The organism is Streptomyces flavalbus, from assembly GCF_042674625.1.
Lineage (GTDB): Bacteria > Actinomycetota > Actinomycetes > Streptomycetales > Streptomycetaceae > Streptomyces > Streptomyces flavalbus.
In genome coordinates this window covers 7,395,708-7,410,864 of record NZ_JBHTEB010000001.1, presented here as the reverse complement: position 1 = coordinate 7,410,864, position 15,157 = coordinate 7,395,708, and the positions used below count along the sequence as shown (strand labels likewise).

Sequence of the window (15,157 nt, the reverse complement as noted above, 5' to 3'; positions counted from 1 at the left end):
TCCTCCAGTCGGGTCGGTCGGCGTTCCGGGGCCTGCGGTCGCTGGCGCGGCCCGTCAGCCGCGGGTTCCGGCGGCCTCCCGGGCGGCGCGGATCCTGCGGGTCAGCCCGGTGAGCACGTTGCCGGGGCCGATCTCCCGCAGTTCGCAGTCGGGGAGGGTGAGCAGGTGGTGCACGGTGTCGGTCCAGCGGACCGGGGACCACAGCTGACGGCAGAGCAGGTCGCGGATGTCGCCGTCGCCGTACGGGCGGGCGGTCGCGTTGGCGATGACGGGGATCTTCAGCCGTCCGAAGACGTACTGCCCCAGGAACCGGTCGAGGCGTTCGGCCGCGGGCCGCATGTGCCGGGAGTGGAAGGCGCCGCTGACGGTGAGCGGCACGACCGCGTCGGCGCGCGGTGCCAGCGCCCGGGAGACCCGCCGTACCCCTTCCGGGGTGCCGGAGATCACGATCTGGTCGGGGGCGTTGAGGTTGGCGAGGTCGGTGTCGGTGTCGGCGGCGTCCAGGGCCTCGCGCACCTCGGACTCGGTCAGCCCGATCACCGCGGCCATCGCGCCGGGCCCGGCCTCGGCCATGAGGGCGGCGCGCTGGGCGACGATCTCCAGGCCGGTGCGGAAGTCGAAGGCACCGGCGGCGAAGAGCGCGGCGTACTCCCCGAGGCTGTGTCCGGCGACCACGTCGGGGATCACCCCGGTGGTGCGTACGGCGTCCACGTAGGCGAGGGCGTCGACGACGTACACGGCGGGCTGGGTGTAGCGGGTGTCCGCGAGGCGTTCCGCGGGTCCGTTGAGGCACAGGTCGGTGATGGAGTAGCCGAGCGCGGCGTCCGCCTGGCGGACCAGGTTGGGGTAGGAGGCGAGCAGTTCCGCCCCCATGCCGACCCGTTGGGAGCCCTGCCCGGCGAAGACGTGGGCGACAGTCATGTTCCGCTCCCGGGTGAGGTCATGGCGGTCAGGCGGGCCAGCCGGTCGGTGAGGACGTCCGCGGCGCCGCGCATCAGCCAGTCGGCGATCTCGTCGACGTGCCGGTTGCGCCAGTCCTCCCTCGGGGTGCCGCGCAGCCGGGAGTTGAGGGCGCCGAGGGCGGGGCCGCAGTTGATCTGGTAGTCGACCTGGTGCTCCTCCGAGCCGCTCATGGCGAGCCGGATCGACTGCACGAAGTACGCCTTGAAGACCAGCAGCATCCGGTGCTTGGGGTCCCGCTCCGCGAGGGCCAGCGACTCGGGGTTGGCCTGGGCGTAGTAGGCGCGGGTCTCCTGCCACACCTGGTCGAAGGTGCGGCGGAAGTAGCGGCGCTGGAGCTGGTCGGCGGTCTGCTCGTCGAGGTCTTCCAGGGAGTCGTGGCGGCGGTACAGCTCGTAGAGCTTGTTGGCGCGCGCCGGGTAGAACAGGCCGCGGCGCAGCACCTGGGCCTTCGCGCCGGTCTCCAGCATGTCCCCGGCGGGGACGACGGTCATGTCCTGCACCTCGGCCCGCTGGAGCATGTCCTTCACGCGGTCGCTGGTGCCGCACTCGGCGGTGCACTGGTTGACGCTGCCGGTGAGCGCGAAGTCGGCGCCGAGCACGAACGCGGCGGCGACCGCCTCGGGTACGCCGAGGCCGCCCGCGGCGCCGACCCGGACGGCCGCGGCCGGGGGGAAGGCGCGGCCCGCGGCGTCCCGCTGCCGGACCATGTCGGGCAGCAGGACGACCAGTTGGCGCTGGTCGGTGTGGCCACCGGAGTCGGCCTCGGCGCACAGGTCGTCGGCGAGGGTGATCCGTTCGGCGAGGGCGGCCTCCTCGGCGGTGACGGCGCCCTCGGCGAGCAGCTCCGCGACCAGGGCGCGCGGCGGCGGGTCGAGGAAGTACTGCGCGACCTCGGGCCTGGACACCTTCGCCATGACCCGGTTCGGCACGTGCACGGAGCCGTCGCGGGCGCGGCGCAGGCCGCTGATCCGGTACTGGACCAGCGGCCGGGTGGGGACGATGAAGGACGCCGCCTCCACCCGGCGCACCCGGTGCGCGAGGAACAGGCGGACCTGTTCCTGTTCCTTGGCCTGGTTCTCGTGCGAGGCCAGCAGGTTGAGGCCGTAGGGGCCGTCGCCGATCTCCCGCTCGAAGCGGCGGATGGCGGAGACGACCCGCTCGGCGCGCAGTCCGCCGGTGCCGAAGTAGGACAGCAGCCCGGCCCGGCCCATGCGGATGACCATCTCCTCGGAGGCGACGGCCTTGTACATGGAGCCCGCAGCGTAGGCGTACCGCACGTTGTGCTCGGCGCGGAACGCCGCGCTGCCCAGTGCCTCGGCGCGGACGCGGTCCTGGCCGTCGGCCGGGTGGACGGCCCGCGCGAGCGATGTGGTCATCCCTGCTCCTTAGCCCCGTCGTGTTCGGTACGGCGTCGGTGCCTCGTCGCTGGCGCCCTTGTCAGGCGGTGCCGCCCGCCTTGCGCTGCTCGTAGCGTTCGAGGATCGCGGGCATCTCGGCGCTGACGAAGCCGAGGAAGCGCTCCATGTTGGCGAGTCGCTTCAGGCGTTCGTCGGAGGCGTTCTCCTTGCGGAGCGCGGCGAGGCCGTCGGCGGCGATGCGGTGGAAGTCGGGGAACTCCGAGAAGATGCCGCGCACCTTGGGGCCCCAGCTGTTCTCCCGCAGCCGGATCGTGTAGTTCTCGTCCAGCGACCCGCTGCGCTCGAAGACGCTGACGGGGTCGTTCTCGGGGGTGAGCTGGTCGACGATCCGGTCGATCGCGGCGCGCGGGACGCCGAGGGACTTCTCGATGTCGGCGGCGGTCTGCTCGGGCGGGTCGCAGATCATCATGTAGCCGACGACCCGGCCGCGGTCGTGGGGCATCCCGTCGTTCTCGAAGTAGTACTGGGCGACCTTCTCGACGAAGGCCGTCTGGCCTTCGGTGAGGGGGGTGATGGTGGCGGTCTGCTCGGTCATGCGGCGCTCTCCTCGCGTGCGTCCGGAAGGTCAGGCGGCGGTGCGGTGCTCGGCCCAGCGCTTGGACATGTCGGCCAGGTCGCCGACGATGTGGCCGAACAGCTCCTCGATCTCGGCGATGCGCTTGCGCCGGTCGTCGTCGGCGTCGGCGAGCACCTCCAGGCCGAACTGGAAGATCCGGTGGTACTCGGGCCAGCTCGCGAAGGTGTCGGAGACCGCCTTGGGGTAGCCGTCGTCGACGAGGCGGTAGCGGGTCTCCTCGCCGGGGGTCTCGACGCGCTGGTAGAGACCGGCCAGGGTGAGCTGCTCGATGAGCTGCTCGATGGCGTCGGGGGTGGCGTCCACCGCGGCGCAGATCTGGTCCACGGTCTGCTCGATGGGGTCACTGATGATCATCCACGCCATGACCCGGCCCTTCTCCCAGGTCACGCCGTGGGCCTCGTGGTAGTGCCGGGCCACCTGGTCCACGAAGGTGCGTTCGCCCTCGGTGAGGGTGGCGTAGGTCTTGTCCGTCGTACTCGTCACTGGTCCCGCCTCTCGGTTCGGCGTCCGGCCGCTGCGGCCCCGTGGGACGCGGGGGGAAGCCCAGCGTCCGCTGGAGCCAGCCGCCAAGCCTGGTCGACGGGGGCGCGCACCCGCCCCCGGAACGCCCCCAGCAGCGACCCCAGTTCGGGGTGCCAGGGGGCAGGGGTCGGCTACCTGGGGGTGGTGGGGCGGCGCGGGCCGTCGGCTCGGCACGGCGGTGCCGGGGGCCCGCTCGGGGGGATCAGGCGGAGGCCCACATCTCGTCGGCCTGGGAGGCCGGTCCGGCGGCCAGGGCGCGGCCGAGTTCGGCGCGCTTGGCGATGCCCAGCTTGGCGTAGGCCTGGCTGAGGTGCCACTCCACCGTCTTGACGGTGACGAACAGCGCCTGGGAGATCTCCCGGTTGCTCAGTCCGGCCGCCGCCTTGTGCGCCACGCGCTCCTCGGCGGGCGTCAGCGGGGCGCGCTGCTGCGGTCCGCCGCGGGCCTGGCGGACCCCGGCGAGCCGGAGTTCGCTGCGGGCCGTGGCCTCCAGCACGGACGCGCCGATGCGCTGGGCGGTGTCCATCCCGGCCGTGAGGCGGCGCCGGGCGGCGGCGCGGCGGCCCTGGCGGCGCAGCGCCGCCCCCAGGGCGACCTGGACGCGGGCGCGTTCGAGGAGGTACGGCGAGGAGGCGAGGAGGTGTTCGGCGCTCTCCAGCATCTCCAGCCCCTCGTCGCCACCGACGATCTCGCCGTAGGTGCGCAGCGCGGCGGCGAGCGGCCGGGGGGCGCCGAAGGCGCGGGCGCGTTCGGTGACGTCGGCGGCGAGGGCGCGGGCGGCGCGCGGTCCGGTGGTGATGGCGAGCGCCTTCGCGGCGTCCGACAGGTACTCGGAGGACGCGGACGGGTACAGCCAGCCTTCCTGGTCCGCGAGGTCCCGGCACTCGGTCAGTTCGCGCAGCCCGGTCTCGAAGCGGTCCTGCCGGATGCGCAGCCGGATGCGGGCGATGCGCAGCGGCACGAACAGGGCGCTGCGCGGCAGCCGTCCGGTCAGGCCGTGGCGGTGGAGCGCCTCCTCCGCCTCGTGCAGCCGGTCGGTCTCGATGAGGCAGTGGGTGAGCACCGCGGCGGCCAGGGGCACGCTGGCCAGCATCAGGGAGTGGCCCTCGTGCTGGCGCAGCAGGCGGCGCGCCCCGGTCTCCGCCTCGGCGAGCCGTCCGGTGTCGAGGAGGACGCCGCCGAGCAGGCTGGCGGAGGTGGCGGCGGCGAGCAGGTGTCCGGCGTTCAGGGCGCGGTGGGCGGTCTCCCGCAGGGCGCGTTCGGCGGACTCGGCCTCGTCGCACTGGCTGAGCGCCCAGGCGGCGACGACGGTGTCCGTGAGTTCGGTGTCCTCGGCCGGGAGGGGGGCGTCGTCGGGGACCGCGGCGGCGGCCAGCCGGGCGACCCGGGTGACGGACAGGCCGCGGGAGAGCGCCTCTATGGCGGCGTGCGCGCGGGGGGCGCCCACGGCGGGCAGGCGGTCGGTGGGCCAGTGGCCGGGGGTGGTGCGGGCCACCACCGCGGCGACGGTGCGGGCGGCCTGGTCGGTGGGGTCAGGCACGTCCTGTTCGTCGCGCAGGGCGCCGGTGACCGCGAGCACCCGCAGGGCCTCGTCGTAGCGGGCGGCGGCGGTGAGCGCGACGGCCAGTTCGAGCCGTAGTCGGCAGCGGACGACGGGGTCGTGGGTGCGGCGCAGGGCCTCCCGCAGGTGTTCCACGGCCTCGGGCTGCCGGGCGCGCAGTTCCGCCGAGCCGAGCTGGCCCAGTATCCAAGGGTCGCGTTCGGCGTTGGAGTCCGCGAGCGCCCGGCGCAGGTAGCGGGTGGAGTCGCCGGGTTCGACGCGGCGCATCGCCTCGACGGCGGCGGCGCGCAGGGTGCGGACCGTCCAGGGGTCGTTGCCGGGTTCGGTGCGGCACAGGTGCTCGGCGACGGTGACGATGTCGGCGCCGGAGGCATGCAGCGTGTAGGCGGCCCGCCGGTGGACCTGGCTGCGGGTTTCCGAGGACATCCGGGAGTACACGATGGGTCGTACGACGGAGCGCCGGAAGGCGTACGGCAGGCCGGGGTTGAGGACGCCCGCCTCGCGCAGGACGTGGGCCGCCTGGAGCGCCTCGGAGTGGCTGAGCCCGGCGGCGGCGGCGCAGTGCCGGGGTTCGGCGTCGTCACCGAGGACCGCGACGGCGTCCGCGAGGGCCTGCGCGGCCTGCGGTAGGTCATGTAGTTGGCGCACCACCTCCTTGGCCATCCGGGCGGGGGCCAGGTGGGGGATGGTCTCGGCGGCGGGCTGCTGCGGGCTGATGCCGCGGCGGCTCATCTCGTCCAGCAGTTCCGTCAGGTGCAGCGGGTTGCCCTCGCTGGCGGCGAGGCAGGCCGCGGTCACGTCGTCGTGCGGGGCGTCGCCGAGGCGTGCGGTGATGGCCTCGCGGACGGCGCCGCGGCCGAGCGGTTCGAGGACGGCGTGCCGGGCGTCGGGTGAGCGGCTGGCGGACAGCAGCAGTTCCTGCGCGGGGCCGCCCTGGGGGTCGGGGGTGCTGGTGAGGACGAGCAGGACGCCGCTGCGTTCGAGGCGGTTGACGAGGTAGTTGACGAACTGCAGGGAGGCGGTGTCGGCGTGGTGGGCGTCGTCGATGAGCAGCAGCAGGGGCGTCGTGGCGGAAAGGTTCCGGCACAGCCAGTACAGGCCGTGGAGGACCCGGTAGAGTCCGGCGCCCTCGTGCGGCGGGGCACTGATGCCCTCGGGGTCGGCGTAGTCGAAGATGCTGCCCGCGAGGGTGGCCGGGCCGGTGAGCAGGGCGTCCACGGCGCCGTCCACGGCGGTCAGCCGGTGTTCGAAGAGCTGACGCACCACCACCCAGGCGAAACCGCGCTCCAGTTCCCCCGCACGGGCGTGCAGGACCTGTAACCCGGCGTCCTCCCCGGCGGACCGGGCGGCCGCCAGGAGCTGGGTCTTGCCCGAGCCGTGGGCGCCTTCGAGCAGGACGACGCCGCCGTGTCCGTCGAGCACGTGGTCGATGCCGGTTCTGATCAGTTCCAATTCGCGGTCACGCTCAAGAAGCGGGAAATTCCGCCGCATATGCCACACCCCTTGATGGAAATCGAGAAACCGGAAATATTCCAGAAAAGGGAAGATGGACGAATTCTGCTGCGCTTTTGGCGCGCGGCGTTACTATCCCGTTCGCGACGGCTGCAACATGTTCCCCCGTTCTCAGGTCCAGCACCTTGCCACCGCACAGGTCAGAAGTCCGTGTCAAGCTACCACATGCCCCTGTCCCATGCCATGGCAGAAAGTGTTGATAACCCGTCAAGAAATGTCGGTCTTTTCGCCAGTGGCGGGGAATAGAGCATGACGACCACCCCTTCCCGGCCCTGGCCGAAAAGGGGTGGTCGAAGGTGGGTCAAAGGGTGCCGTTCGTTATGTCACGCGGGGCGCAGGTTGACCGGCAGCTTGTCGAAGCCGACCATCTGCGGGGGGATCGCCCAGGCGAGGTCGCCGTCCCGGTCGACCGAGATCTCCTTGAACCGGTCGAACAGGACGTTCAGCACCAGCCTGGTCTCCAGCCGCCCCAGCGCGTTGCCGATGCAGTGGTGGGTGCCGAACCCGAACCCGAAGTGGCGGCCCTCGCTGCGCCGGTGGATGTCGAACGCCTCGGGGTCCGGGAACTGCCGCTCGTCCCGGTTGGCCGAGCAGAAGCTCGCCGCGACGTGCTGGTTCTCCGGGATGGTGACGCCCGCCAGCTCCACCTCGCGGGTCGAGGCGCGCAGCCCGGTGGTGATCGGGGTCGGTGCCGCAGCACCTCCTCGACCGCCTGCGGGATCAGCGCGCGGTTCTGCCGCAGCTCCGCCTGGGCGTCCGGGTTGAGGTCGAGGAGATCGATGGAATTGGCGATGGTCATCGTGGTGCTGATGTGCCCGCCGGCGAACATGACATTCGCGAAGTTGACCGTCTCGTCCTCGGTGAGGCGGTCACCGTCCAGCTCGGCGTTGGCGAGCCGGGTGAGCATGTCGTCGGTGTCCGAGTTCTTCCGCTCGCGCACCTTCTCACGCAGATAGGAAATCGCTTCCTGCTGCAGCTCCCCGAGGGCTTCCAGATAGCCCTCCTGCGCCATTTCCTCAGGCGTCACGTTCATGACCTTGCGGGCCCAGTCGTAGAACAGGACCCGGTCCTCGGCGGGCAGGCCGAGGATTTCCAGGATGACGGCGATGGGCACGGTGTACGCGAGGTCCGCGACCAGGTCGACCTGGTCGCGGTCGCCGATCTCGTCCACGATCTCGTGGGTCGCCCGGATGATCTGCGGCTCGTAGGCGGCGATCGACGCCGGGGTGAAGGCGGTGCTCAGGATCTGCCGGACCCGGGTGTGCCGGGGCGGGTCCATCTGCGGAAGGCTCTCCAGGCCCGACTCCGGGAACCCCATCCGGTGCATCTCGGAGGAGAAGGTCCCGGGGTTGGTCAGGACGTGCCGGGCGTCGGCGTAGCGGTACACCACCCACCAGCCGGTCGCCGGGTCCTGGTGCACGGGATGCTCGTCGCGCATCAGGCGGTACCAGTCGTAGATCGCCGGGTCGTTCACATTGGGCTGAGCCGGGATCTCGGTCTCTGTCGTGGACACCCCATCACCTTTCCCCTCACAGGACGGGTCAGTCGATGCAGCGTCGCCAGAAGGCCCCGGGGCGCACACTGGGGTCTCCCCCAGCACCCACCCCAGAGCCTTGGACGGTGATACAGGTCAGCTGTTGATGTCTCGCTGGTTGAAGCGGCGCACCCCCAGCACGAAGAGCACGCCGGAGGCGATGACCAGCACCAGGGCGTCCGCCCACTGGAAGCCGTGCCGCAGCGGCTCACCGCCGATGTAGTAGTGGAAGGGCGACACGTAGGCGAGCCAGTCCGCGCCGAGCTGCCCCGCGAAGGTGTCCAGGGTGTACGACACCACGCCGATCACGGCGCAGGACACCAGGACGACGGACCTGCGGCCGACCACGCCGCCCAGGCCGATGGCGAGCGCCCCGAAGAGCACGGCGAGCAGCGCCAGGTTGAGGCACTGCGCGAGGAACTCCACCGGGGTCACACTGGTCAGCTCCGAGCCGTTGCGGATGGCCAGCAGGCCCAGCCACACCAGGGCGGCGATCGCGAACGCCCCGGCGATCAGCGCGCCGAACCGCTCGGCGGCGAGCTGGGTGCGGGTGACGGGGTGGGCGAGGACCAGGTCGAGCTGGCCGGACTCCTCCTCCGCGGCGATGGCGCGGGTGCCCGCGGTCACGCCGTAGATCATGGCCAGCAGCGGAAGGAGGATGCCGAAGACGCTGGCGTGCAGGTAGCCCGCCGCGGACTGGTCGATGTGCAGTCCCTCCCGCAGGGCCTCGGGGAGGTTGGCGGTGTTCTCGCGCTGGGACGGGTAGGTGCTGGCGTACACCGTGGCGACCGCGGCGGTGCCGACCGCCCAGCCGGTCAGGGCGCGTCGGCTGTCGGAGAGGTACTTCACGAGGATGGCGCTGCTCATCGGGGGGACCTGGTCCTTTCGGTGCGGTTCACGGGGGCGGGCGGCGGCGGTGTCATACGGCACGCGCCGTCTCGGTGCGCGGTGCGTCCTCGGCCCCCGCGTAGTAGCTCTGGAACAGCTCCTCCAGGGCGGGTTCGGTGGCCCGCAGGCTGGTGACCGTGTACTGGGCGAGCACCTTGACCAGGGCGTCCGGGCTGCCGGAGATCTGGCCGGTGAGGGTGGTGCCCGCCTCGTCCAGGCGCAGCCGGTCCGCCTCGTCCAGGGCCGCGAACGCGGTCGCCGGTACGGGCGCGTCGAAGGTGACCTCGATGTCCCGGACGGCGCCGCTGCGCAGGTTGGCCACGGTGTCCAGGGCGGCGAGGCGGCCGTCGCGGATGATGCCGACCCGGTCGGCGACCGCCTCCACCTCGCTCATGATGTGGCTGGACATGAAGACCGTCTGTCCGGCGTGCCGGGCCTCGGCGACCATGTCGAGGAACGTCTGCTGCACCAGCGGGTCGAGCCCGGAGCTGGGCTCGTCCAGGATCAGCAGCTCCGGCTCGTGCATGAAGGCCTGGACCAGGCCGACCTTCTGCCGGTTGCCCTTCGACAGCTTCTTGATCATGGTGGTCTGATCGAGCCCGAGCCGCTCGGCGAGCGCGTCGATGCGCACCTCGGGCACCCCGCCGCGGAGCTGGCCGAGGAAGCGCAGGTAGCTGCGGACGTTCTGGCGGCCGTCGCAGACGAAGTCCCCGGCCAGGTAGCCGACCCGGCGGCGCAGCTCCACGCCGTCCTCACGCGGCCGGAGCCCCAGCACCGTCGCCTGCCCCGAGGTGGGGCGGATGAGGTCGAGCAGCAGCCGGATGGTGGTGGACTTGCCCGCGCCGTTCGGGCCGAGGTAGCCGAAGACCTCGCCCCGTCGTACGTCGAGGGACAGGTCGACCAGCCCGCGGCGCGTGCCATAGGTCTTGGTGAGCTTCCGCAGCTCGATCACGTTCTCCATGGCGCGGAACGTACCGAAGTTTCAGAGATCTGTAAACGTTTTGAGATTTCGACTTCCTCGTTATGCTGAGATCCAGTCAAGACGGAGGGCGTTGATGGACGAGAGGGACACACAACTGCGCGACTGCGCCGAGCGGCTCGCGCTGACGCTCGCGCAGAGCGGTATGCAGCGGACGACCGCCCGGGTGATGACCGCCCTGCTCTTCACCCAGCAGGAGGCGATGACCTCGGCGGATCTCTGCGAGGAACTCCAGATCAGCAGCGGCGCGGTCTCCGGCGCCGTCAACCAACTGGTCCCGACCGGCATCATCGAGCGGGTCCCGGCGCCCGGCAGCCGCCGCGACCACTACCGCTTCCGGGAACACGCCTGGGCGACCCTGATGGGCAACCAGAACGCCCTCCTCGACAGCATGTGGAACGCCGCGGCGGAGGGCATCAAGACGGCGGGCCGGGACAGCACCGCGGGCCGCCGCCTGGACGAGATGCAGGACTTCTACGGCTTCATGCAGCGCGAGATGGCCGCCCTGATCGACAAGTGGCGCGAACGCTACGACGCCCAGGAGCCCGACCGGAGCTGACACCGGTCGGCCCGGCCGTCGGCCTCACGCCCCGCCCTTGGACTCGATCCGCCCCAGCGGCGCGTCGCTCGCCGCCAGGTCCCGCCGCACGGCCGCCCAGCTCGCGTCCTCGACGCCGAGGGCGTGGCGCAGGTACGCCAGGGTGGCGCGCTGGACGAGGGCGAGGCGGGCGGGGTGTTCGTCGGTGGTCTCGCGGGCCTCGTACCCGGCGATGCCACCGAGGGAGTGTTCCGCGCCGAACAGGGTGAGCAGGCTCTTCGGGCCGCGGCTGAGGTGGTAGGGGTCGGCCAGCCAGCCCGGCCCCCGGGTGGTGAACGGCAGGTCGTCCTTGTCGCCGTACACGACGAGGGCGGGCGTCGTCATGTGGGTGAAGTCCGGGTTCATGAACGGGAAGTGCTCGGCGGCGTACGGGGTCAGGTCGGCGCCGCCCCGCCCGGCCGTGGCCAGCAGGACGCCCGCCCCGATCCGCGCGTCGGACAGGTCCGTCGCCTCCTCGGTCACCGGGTCGACGACGCGCAGGCCGAGCAGGTTGCCCGCGCTCTGGCCGCCGAAGGAGTGCCCGGCCGCGGCGATCCGGTCGCGGTCGAGACGGCCACGGAGACCGGGGACGGCGCCTTCCAGCACGTCGAGGTGGTCGAGGACGCGCTTCAGGTCCTCGACGCGGTACCGCCACACGCGCGGGTGGCGGGGGTCGTCCGGGGACAGGCCGACGGTCCGGGAGTCGAGGTGCGTGGGCTGGACCACCACGAAGCCGTGCGCGGCCCAGTGGTCGGCCAGCGGGCCGTAGGCGTCCAGCGACGAGCCGTGGCCATGGGACAGCAGGACGACGGGCAGCTCGCTCCCGGTCACCGGCGCGGTGACCCGGACCCGGAGGTCCGTACCGCGGCCCGGCGCGTCCAGCACCAGCGGCTTCACGGAGACGACGGGCGTGTCTGCGGACATGGGGCGTCCTTTCGGGGAGGTGGGCAGGGGGCGGCACCGGACGCCGGTCTGCCATGATGGGCAAGCGGGACGTTGTCCCGGTTACCTTTCGAATATACGGGACGATGTCCCGTTTAGCTGGGCGGCCAGGTCAGGGCCGCTGTCCGGGAGGCGGAGGCGAGATGAGCGGCGGCGACCAGGGCGCACGGGAACAGGCGCGGGGCACGGCCCGCGCGCCCCGGGCCAAGCGGGCGGACGCGCGGCGCAACGAGCAGGTCCTGCTGGACGCCGCCGCCGCGGTCTTCGTCGCCTCCGGCGTGGAGGCGCCGATCCGGGACATCGCGGCCAGGGCCGGGGTCGGGACGGCCACGATCTACCGCCACTTCCCGACCCGCGCGGACCTGATCGTCGCCGTCTACCGGCACCAGGTGGAGGCCCTCGCGGAGGCCGGGCCCGGGCTGCTGGCGGACGGCCCGACGCCGTACGCCGCGCTGGAGCGCTGGATCGACCTCTTCGTGGACTTCGTGGCGACCAAGCAGGGACTCCCCGCGGTGCTCCAGTCCGACGACCCCTGCTTCGACCCCCTGCACGCCTACTTCCTCGACCGGCTCGTGCCGGTGTGCGGCGAACTGCTCGACGCCGCCGCCGAGTCGGGGGAGATCGACCCCGGCATGGACCCCTACGCCCTCATGCGCGGCGTGGGGAGCCTGTGCGCGGGGGCGGGCGCCAACCCCCGTTACGACGCCCGCCGCATGGTCGGGGTCCTGGTCGCGGGACTGCGCTCGCGGGCCTGAGCGTCGCCCCGGGGAAGCGGCTGACGGGCGGTTGTCAGTGGTGGGTGTCACGCTGGGGTCACACAGGATCTGCGGAAGGAATCAGCGCCATGATCACCACGGACTTCGTCCCCGGTTCCCCCTGCTGGCTCGACCTCGGCGCGCCCGACGTCCGCGCCGCCGCGGCCTTCTACGGCGCCGTGCTCGGGTGGGAGTACGAGCCCATGGGCGACGGTGGGGACATGGAGGGCGGCATGTTCCGCAAGGAGGGCAAGACCGTCGCCGGGCTCGGCAAACTCACCGAGCAGGGCGCGCGTTCGGCCTGGATGATCTACCACAGCGTCACCGACGCGGACGCCACGACGGAGGCCGTGCGGCGCGGCGGCGGCACGGTGCGGGTGCCCCCGACGGACCTCGACGAGTGGGGCCGCATGGCGCAGTACAGCGACCCGCTGGGCGGGCAGTTCGCGGTCTGGCAGCCGGGCACCAACCAGGGCGTGGAGCTGGTGGACCAGCCGGGCTCCCTGTGCTGGACGGAGCTGTACACCAGCGACGCGGCGGGCGCGAAGGAGTTCTACGGCGACGTCCTCGGCTGGCGGTTCAGCGACATGGAACTCCCCGGCGGCGGAGGCACGTACACCCTCATCACGCCGGCCGGGCAGCCCGAGGAGCGGATGCACGGCGGCGTGATGGAACTACCCAAGGAGAACCTGGCGCTGACCGGCGGACGGCCGTACTGGCACCCGGTGTTCGCGGTCGACGACTGCGACGCGGCGGTCGCCCGGGTCACCGAGCACGGCGGCAGTGTGCAGATGGGCCCGGAGGACGCGGAGGGGGTGGGCAGGCTCGCCGTCTGCCTGGACCCGGCGAACGCGGACTTCGTGGTGCTGACCCCGCCGAGCAGCTAGTGCCGGGGAACGGTCAGTGGCCGATGTCGTGCTCGCCCGCCTCGACGAGGCCGCTCTCGTAGGCGCAGATCACGATCTGTATCCGGTCGCGGAGCCCCAGCTTGGTGAGGATGCTCGACACGTGTGACTTCACCGTGGCCGCGCCGATGAGGAGCCGGTCGGCGATCTCCGCGTTGCTGGCGCCCCGGGCGACCGCCGTCATGATCTCCCGCTCCCGGCCCGTCAGCCGGTCCAGCCGCTCCGCGACGGCGGTGTTGACGACCCGGCGCCCGGCGAAGCGGTCGATGAAGCGGCGGGTGATCGAGGGCGCGAGCAGCGTCCCGCCCTCGGCCACCGTGCGTACGGCGGTGGCGAGTTGCTCGGGCGGGATGTCCTTGAGGACGAAGGCGCTCGCGCCGGAGCGCAGCGCCTCGTAGACGTACTCGTCCGGGTCGAAGGTCGTCAGGATCAGCACGCGCGGGCCCCAGTCGGCCTCGGTGAGGATGCGGGAGGTCGCCTCCAGGCCGTCCATCTCCGGCATCCGGATGTCCATGAGGATGACGTCCGGGTGGTGCTGGTGGGCGGCCTCCAGGGCCTCGACGCCGGTGCCCGCCTCGGCGACCACCTCGATGTCCGGGTGGACCCGAAGGATCATGGCGAAGCCGCGCCGGACGAGCGCCTGGTCGTCGGCGACGACGACGCGGATGGTCACGTGGGCTCCCCCTTGACGGGCAGTCGGGCGGCGAGCCGGAAGCCGCCGCCGGGGCGCGGACCGGCGTCGAGGCCGCCGCCGAGCAGCAGCGCCCGCTCCCGCATCCCGACGACGCCGTGCCCGGGCAGGCCCTCGTGCGCGGTGGACACGGACCGCACGGCGGCGCCGTGGCCGTCGTCGAGCACCTCGATGGTGAGGCAGTCGCCGGTGTCGTCGAGCCGTATCTCGGCGTGCGTGCCGGGCCCGCTGTGCTTGAGCACGTTGGTCAGCGCCTCCTGGACGATGCGGTACGCCGAGAGGTCCACCCGGGCCGGGAGCGGTCCGGGGGGCGCGCCTGTCACCGACACCCGCAGTCCCGCCTCCCGCACCTGGGCCACCAGCCGGGGCAGGTCGGCCAGGCCCGGCTGGGGTCCCAGTCCGTCGCGCTCGGCGTCCGGGCGCAACACTCCCAGCAGGTGGCGCAGTTCGTCCAGCGCCTGGCGTCCGGCCTCCTCCACCGCGGCCATCGCCTCCCGGGCGCCGTCCGGGTCCTCGGCGGCCACCATCCGCGCGGCACCGGCCTGCACGGTCATCATGCTGACCCGGTGGGCGACCACGTCGTGCAGTTCCCGGGCGATGTGGGTGCGCTCCTGGGTCGCGGCCCGCCGTGCCTCGGCGGCCCGTTCACGGCGCTCCCGCGCGGCGTGTTCGGCGCGCAGCCGCAGTCGGCGGCCGAGGTACCAGGCCCCGGCGAAGACGGCGGCGCCGAAGCCGACGTCGCCCCAGGGCGTGGCGTGGAACAGCCCCTCAAGGACGAGGGCGGCGACGGCGACGGCGACGGCGACGCCGGGCGGGCCCCAGCGGTGGTCGTCGGCGTACCGTCCGACGCCGTAGAGCGCGACGATGACCAGGCCGCCCATGGTGGAGTAGGTGGTGCCCAGCGTCGGCGCCCACGCGGCGAGCGTCACCCACAGCACCGCGACGGGCCTGCGCCGACGCCAGCAGAGGGCGCCCGCGGCGACGGCGATGAGCAGCAGCGCGGGGTGGAGGAGGTCCCGCGCCGGACGCAGGGAGGCCGAGTCGCCGGGGCCGTCCCGCAGCAGCGCCGCCAGGGTGAACAGCACGGCGGCGAGGGCCGCGTCGGCGCCGCGCGGCCAGCGGGCGAACGGGCCGCGGCGCCCCCTCGGGGCGCTGCCGTCCGTGCCGTCGGGGGGTTCGGTGTGCGGGGCCGTGGGGTTCATCGTCGCTCCCAGCGAAGGCGTCCGGTGCCCTGCGGCGGGCCGCCGGGGCGCACCGGGCACGTCATCGTATGACCGGCCCCGGAGCCCGGTCACCCGCCCGCGGGCGGATGCGGTCCTCCCCCGCCGGACGG

Annotated in this window: 15 protein-coding genes and 2 pseudogenes; 4 read left to right on the top strand and 13 right to left on the bottom strand. The window is 72.7% G+C overall.

Annotated elements, in window-relative coordinates; genetic code table 11:
- Positions 1-54: 54 nt before the first annotated feature.
- The 5 genes from fabD to ACFQZ6_RS33155 all read right to left on the bottom strand — a co-directional run bounded on the left by fabD (position 55) and on the right by ACFQZ6_RS33155 (position 6,463).
- Complete coding sequence (fabD, locus tag ACFQZ6_RS33175) at positions 55-921, bottom strand: ACP S-malonyltransferase (RefSeq protein ID WP_381616889.1); 867 nt, start codon at positions 919-921, stop codon at positions 55-57.
- Positions 918-2,339, bottom strand: coding sequence for a PfaD family polyunsaturated fatty acid/polyketide biosynthesis protein (locus ACFQZ6_RS33170; RefSeq protein WP_381616886.1), 1,422 nt, complete (start codon positions 2,337-2,339; stop codon positions 918-920). The genes fabD and ACFQZ6_RS33170 overlap by 4 nt, the downstream gene beginning before the upstream one ends.
- A 61-nt stretch (positions 2,340-2,400) precedes the next feature.
- A complete protein-coding gene (locus tag ACFQZ6_RS33165) occupies positions 2,401-2,916 on the bottom strand; it encodes a hypothetical protein (protein WP_381616883.1) in 516 nt (171 codons plus the stop codon).
- A 30-nt stretch (positions 2,917-2,946) separates the two neighbouring features.
- Positions 2,947-3,441: a hypothetical protein gene (locus ACFQZ6_RS33160; protein ID WP_381616876.1), complete on the bottom strand. Its 495-nt coding sequence runs from the start codon at positions 3,439-3,441 to the stop codon at positions 2,947-2,949.
- Between the two features lie 241 nt (positions 3,442-3,682).
- Positions 3,683-6,463: a helix-turn-helix transcriptional regulator gene (locus ACFQZ6_RS33155; protein ID WP_381616874.1), complete on the bottom strand. Its 2,781-nt coding sequence runs from the start codon at positions 6,461-6,463 to the stop codon at positions 3,683-3,685.
- On the opposite strand from ACFQZ6_RS33155, the gene ACFQZ6_RS33150 reads away from it, so the two are divergent.
- Positions 6,449-6,799 (top strand): hypothetical protein, encoded by a 351-nt coding sequence (locus ACFQZ6_RS33150; RefSeq protein ID WP_381616871.1) that lies wholly within the window; start codon positions 6,449-6,451, stop codon positions 6,797-6,799. The genes ACFQZ6_RS33155 and ACFQZ6_RS33150 overlap by 15 nt on opposite strands.
- 77 nt (positions 6,800-6,876) lie before the next feature.
- On the opposite strand, the gene ACFQZ6_RS33145 is transcribed toward ACFQZ6_RS33150, so the two are convergent.
- From ACFQZ6_RS33145 to ACFQZ6_RS33125, 5 genes and pseudogenes are all read right to left on the bottom strand, one after another.
- Positions 6,877-7,002, bottom strand: a complete 126-nt coding sequence (locus ACFQZ6_RS33145) for a hypothetical protein (protein WP_381618925.1) — start codon at positions 7,000-7,002, stop codon at positions 6,877-6,879.
- A gap of 30 nt (positions 7,003-7,032) precedes the next feature.
- Positions 7,033-7,200 (bottom strand): annotated as a pseudogene (locus ACFQZ6_RS33140) (cytochrome P450); the annotation flags it as partial.
- Between the two features lie 95 nt (positions 7,201-7,295).
- Positions 7,296-7,991, bottom strand: a pseudogene (locus ACFQZ6_RS33135) (cytochrome P450); the annotation flags it as partial.
- 192 nt (positions 7,992-8,183) lie between these two features.
- Complete coding sequence (locus ACFQZ6_RS33130) at positions 8,184-8,954, bottom strand: ABC transporter permease subunit (RefSeq protein ID WP_381616869.1); 771 nt, start codon at positions 8,952-8,954, stop codon at positions 8,184-8,186.
- Between the two features lie 52 nt (positions 8,955-9,006).
- Entirely contained in the window at positions 9,007-9,936 is a 930-nt protein-coding gene (locus tag ACFQZ6_RS33125; protein WP_381616866.1) for an ABC transporter ATP-binding protein, read from the bottom strand.
- 94 nt (positions 9,937-10,030) lie between these two features.
- On the opposite strand from ACFQZ6_RS33125, the gene ACFQZ6_RS33120 reads away from it, so the two are divergent.
- Complete coding sequence (locus ACFQZ6_RS33120; protein WP_381616864.1) at positions 10,031-10,513, top strand: GbsR/MarR family transcriptional regulator; 483 nt, start codon at positions 10,031-10,033, stop codon at positions 10,511-10,513.
- A 24-nt stretch (positions 10,514-10,537) separates the two neighbouring features.
- Here the strand turns inward: ACFQZ6_RS33120 and ACFQZ6_RS33115 are convergent, their stop codons facing one another.
- Positions 10,538-11,455 (bottom strand): alpha/beta hydrolase family protein, encoded by a 918-nt coding sequence (locus ACFQZ6_RS33115; RefSeq protein ID WP_381616861.1) that lies wholly within the window; start codon positions 11,453-11,455, stop codon positions 10,538-10,540.
- Between the two features lie 161 nt (positions 11,456-11,616).
- Here ACFQZ6_RS33115 and ACFQZ6_RS33110 point away from each other — a divergent pair, with 161 nt between their 5' ends.
- Positions 11,617-12,228 carry a TetR/AcrR family transcriptional regulator gene (locus tag ACFQZ6_RS33110; protein ID WP_381616858.1) on the top strand — a complete coding sequence of 204 codons (612 nt, stop codon included), beginning with the start codon at positions 11,617-11,619 and terminating at the stop codon, positions 12,226-12,228.
- Between the two features lie 89 nt (positions 12,229-12,317).
- The gene (locus ACFQZ6_RS33105; RefSeq protein WP_381616856.1) at positions 12,318-13,115 is read left to right on the top strand and encodes a VOC family protein; all 798 of its coding nucleotides are present in this window, start codon (positions 12,318-12,320) and stop codon (positions 13,113-13,115) included.
- 13 nt (positions 13,116-13,128) lie between these two features.
- Here ACFQZ6_RS33105 and ACFQZ6_RS33100 read toward each other — a convergent pair whose 3' ends face one another.
- Together ACFQZ6_RS33100 and ACFQZ6_RS33095 are read right to left on the bottom strand one after the other, a co-directional pair.
- Positions 13,129-13,806 carry a response regulator gene (locus ACFQZ6_RS33100; protein ID WP_381616853.1) on the bottom strand — a complete coding sequence of 226 codons (678 nt, stop codon included), beginning with the start codon at positions 13,804-13,806 and terminating at the stop codon, positions 13,129-13,131.
- Positions 13,803-15,026 carry a sensor histidine kinase gene (locus tag ACFQZ6_RS33095; RefSeq protein ID WP_381616850.1) on the bottom strand — a complete coding sequence of 408 codons (1,224 nt, stop codon included), beginning with the start codon at positions 15,024-15,026 and terminating at the stop codon, positions 13,803-13,805. The genes ACFQZ6_RS33100 and ACFQZ6_RS33095 overlap by 4 nt, the downstream gene beginning before the upstream one ends.
- Between the last annotated feature and the right edge of the window lie 131 nt (positions 15,027-15,157).

What these genes read in the sequence shown, in the direction of transcription:
- ACFQZ6_RS33120 (WP_381616864.1), top strand. Translation starts at nt 10,031, where the DNA reads ATGGACGAGAGGGACACACAACTGCGCGACTGCGCCGAGCGGCTCGCG.
- ACFQZ6_RS33095 (WP_381616850.1), bottom strand. Translation starts at nt 15,026, where the DNA reads ATGAACCCCACGGCCCCGCACACCGAACCCCCCGACGGCACGGACGGC.
- ACFQZ6_RS33105 (WP_381616856.1), top strand. Translation starts at nt 12,318, where the DNA reads ATGATCACCACGGACTTCGTCCCCGGTTCCCCCTGCTGGCTCGACCTC.
- ACFQZ6_RS33110 (WP_381616858.1), top strand. Translation starts at nt 11,617, where the DNA reads ATGAGCGGCGGCGACCAGGGCGCACGGGAACAGGCGCGGGGCACGGCC.
- ACFQZ6_RS33125 (WP_381616866.1), bottom strand. Translation starts at nt 9,936, where the DNA reads ATGGAGAACGTGATCGAGCTGCGGAAGCTCACCAAGACCTATGGCACG.
- fabD (WP_381616889.1), bottom strand. Translation starts at nt 921, where the DNA reads ATGACTGTCGCCCACGTCTTCGCCGGGCAGGGCTCCCAACGGGTCGGC.
- ACFQZ6_RS33130 (WP_381616869.1), bottom strand. Translation starts at nt 8,954, where the DNA reads ATGAGCAGCGCCATCCTCGTGAAGTACCTCTCCGACAGCCGACGCGCC.
- ACFQZ6_RS33165 (WP_381616883.1), bottom strand. Translation starts at nt 2,916, where the DNA reads ATGACCGAGCAGACCGCCACCATCACCCCCCTCACCGAAGGCCAGACG.
- ACFQZ6_RS33170 (WP_381616886.1), bottom strand. Translation starts at nt 2,339, where the DNA reads ATGACCACATCGCTCGCGCGGGCCGTCCACCCGGCCGACGGCCAGGAC.
- ACFQZ6_RS33115 (WP_381616861.1), bottom strand. Translation starts at nt 11,455, where the DNA reads ATGTCCGCAGACACGCCCGTCGTCTCCGTGAAGCCGCTGGTGCTGGAC.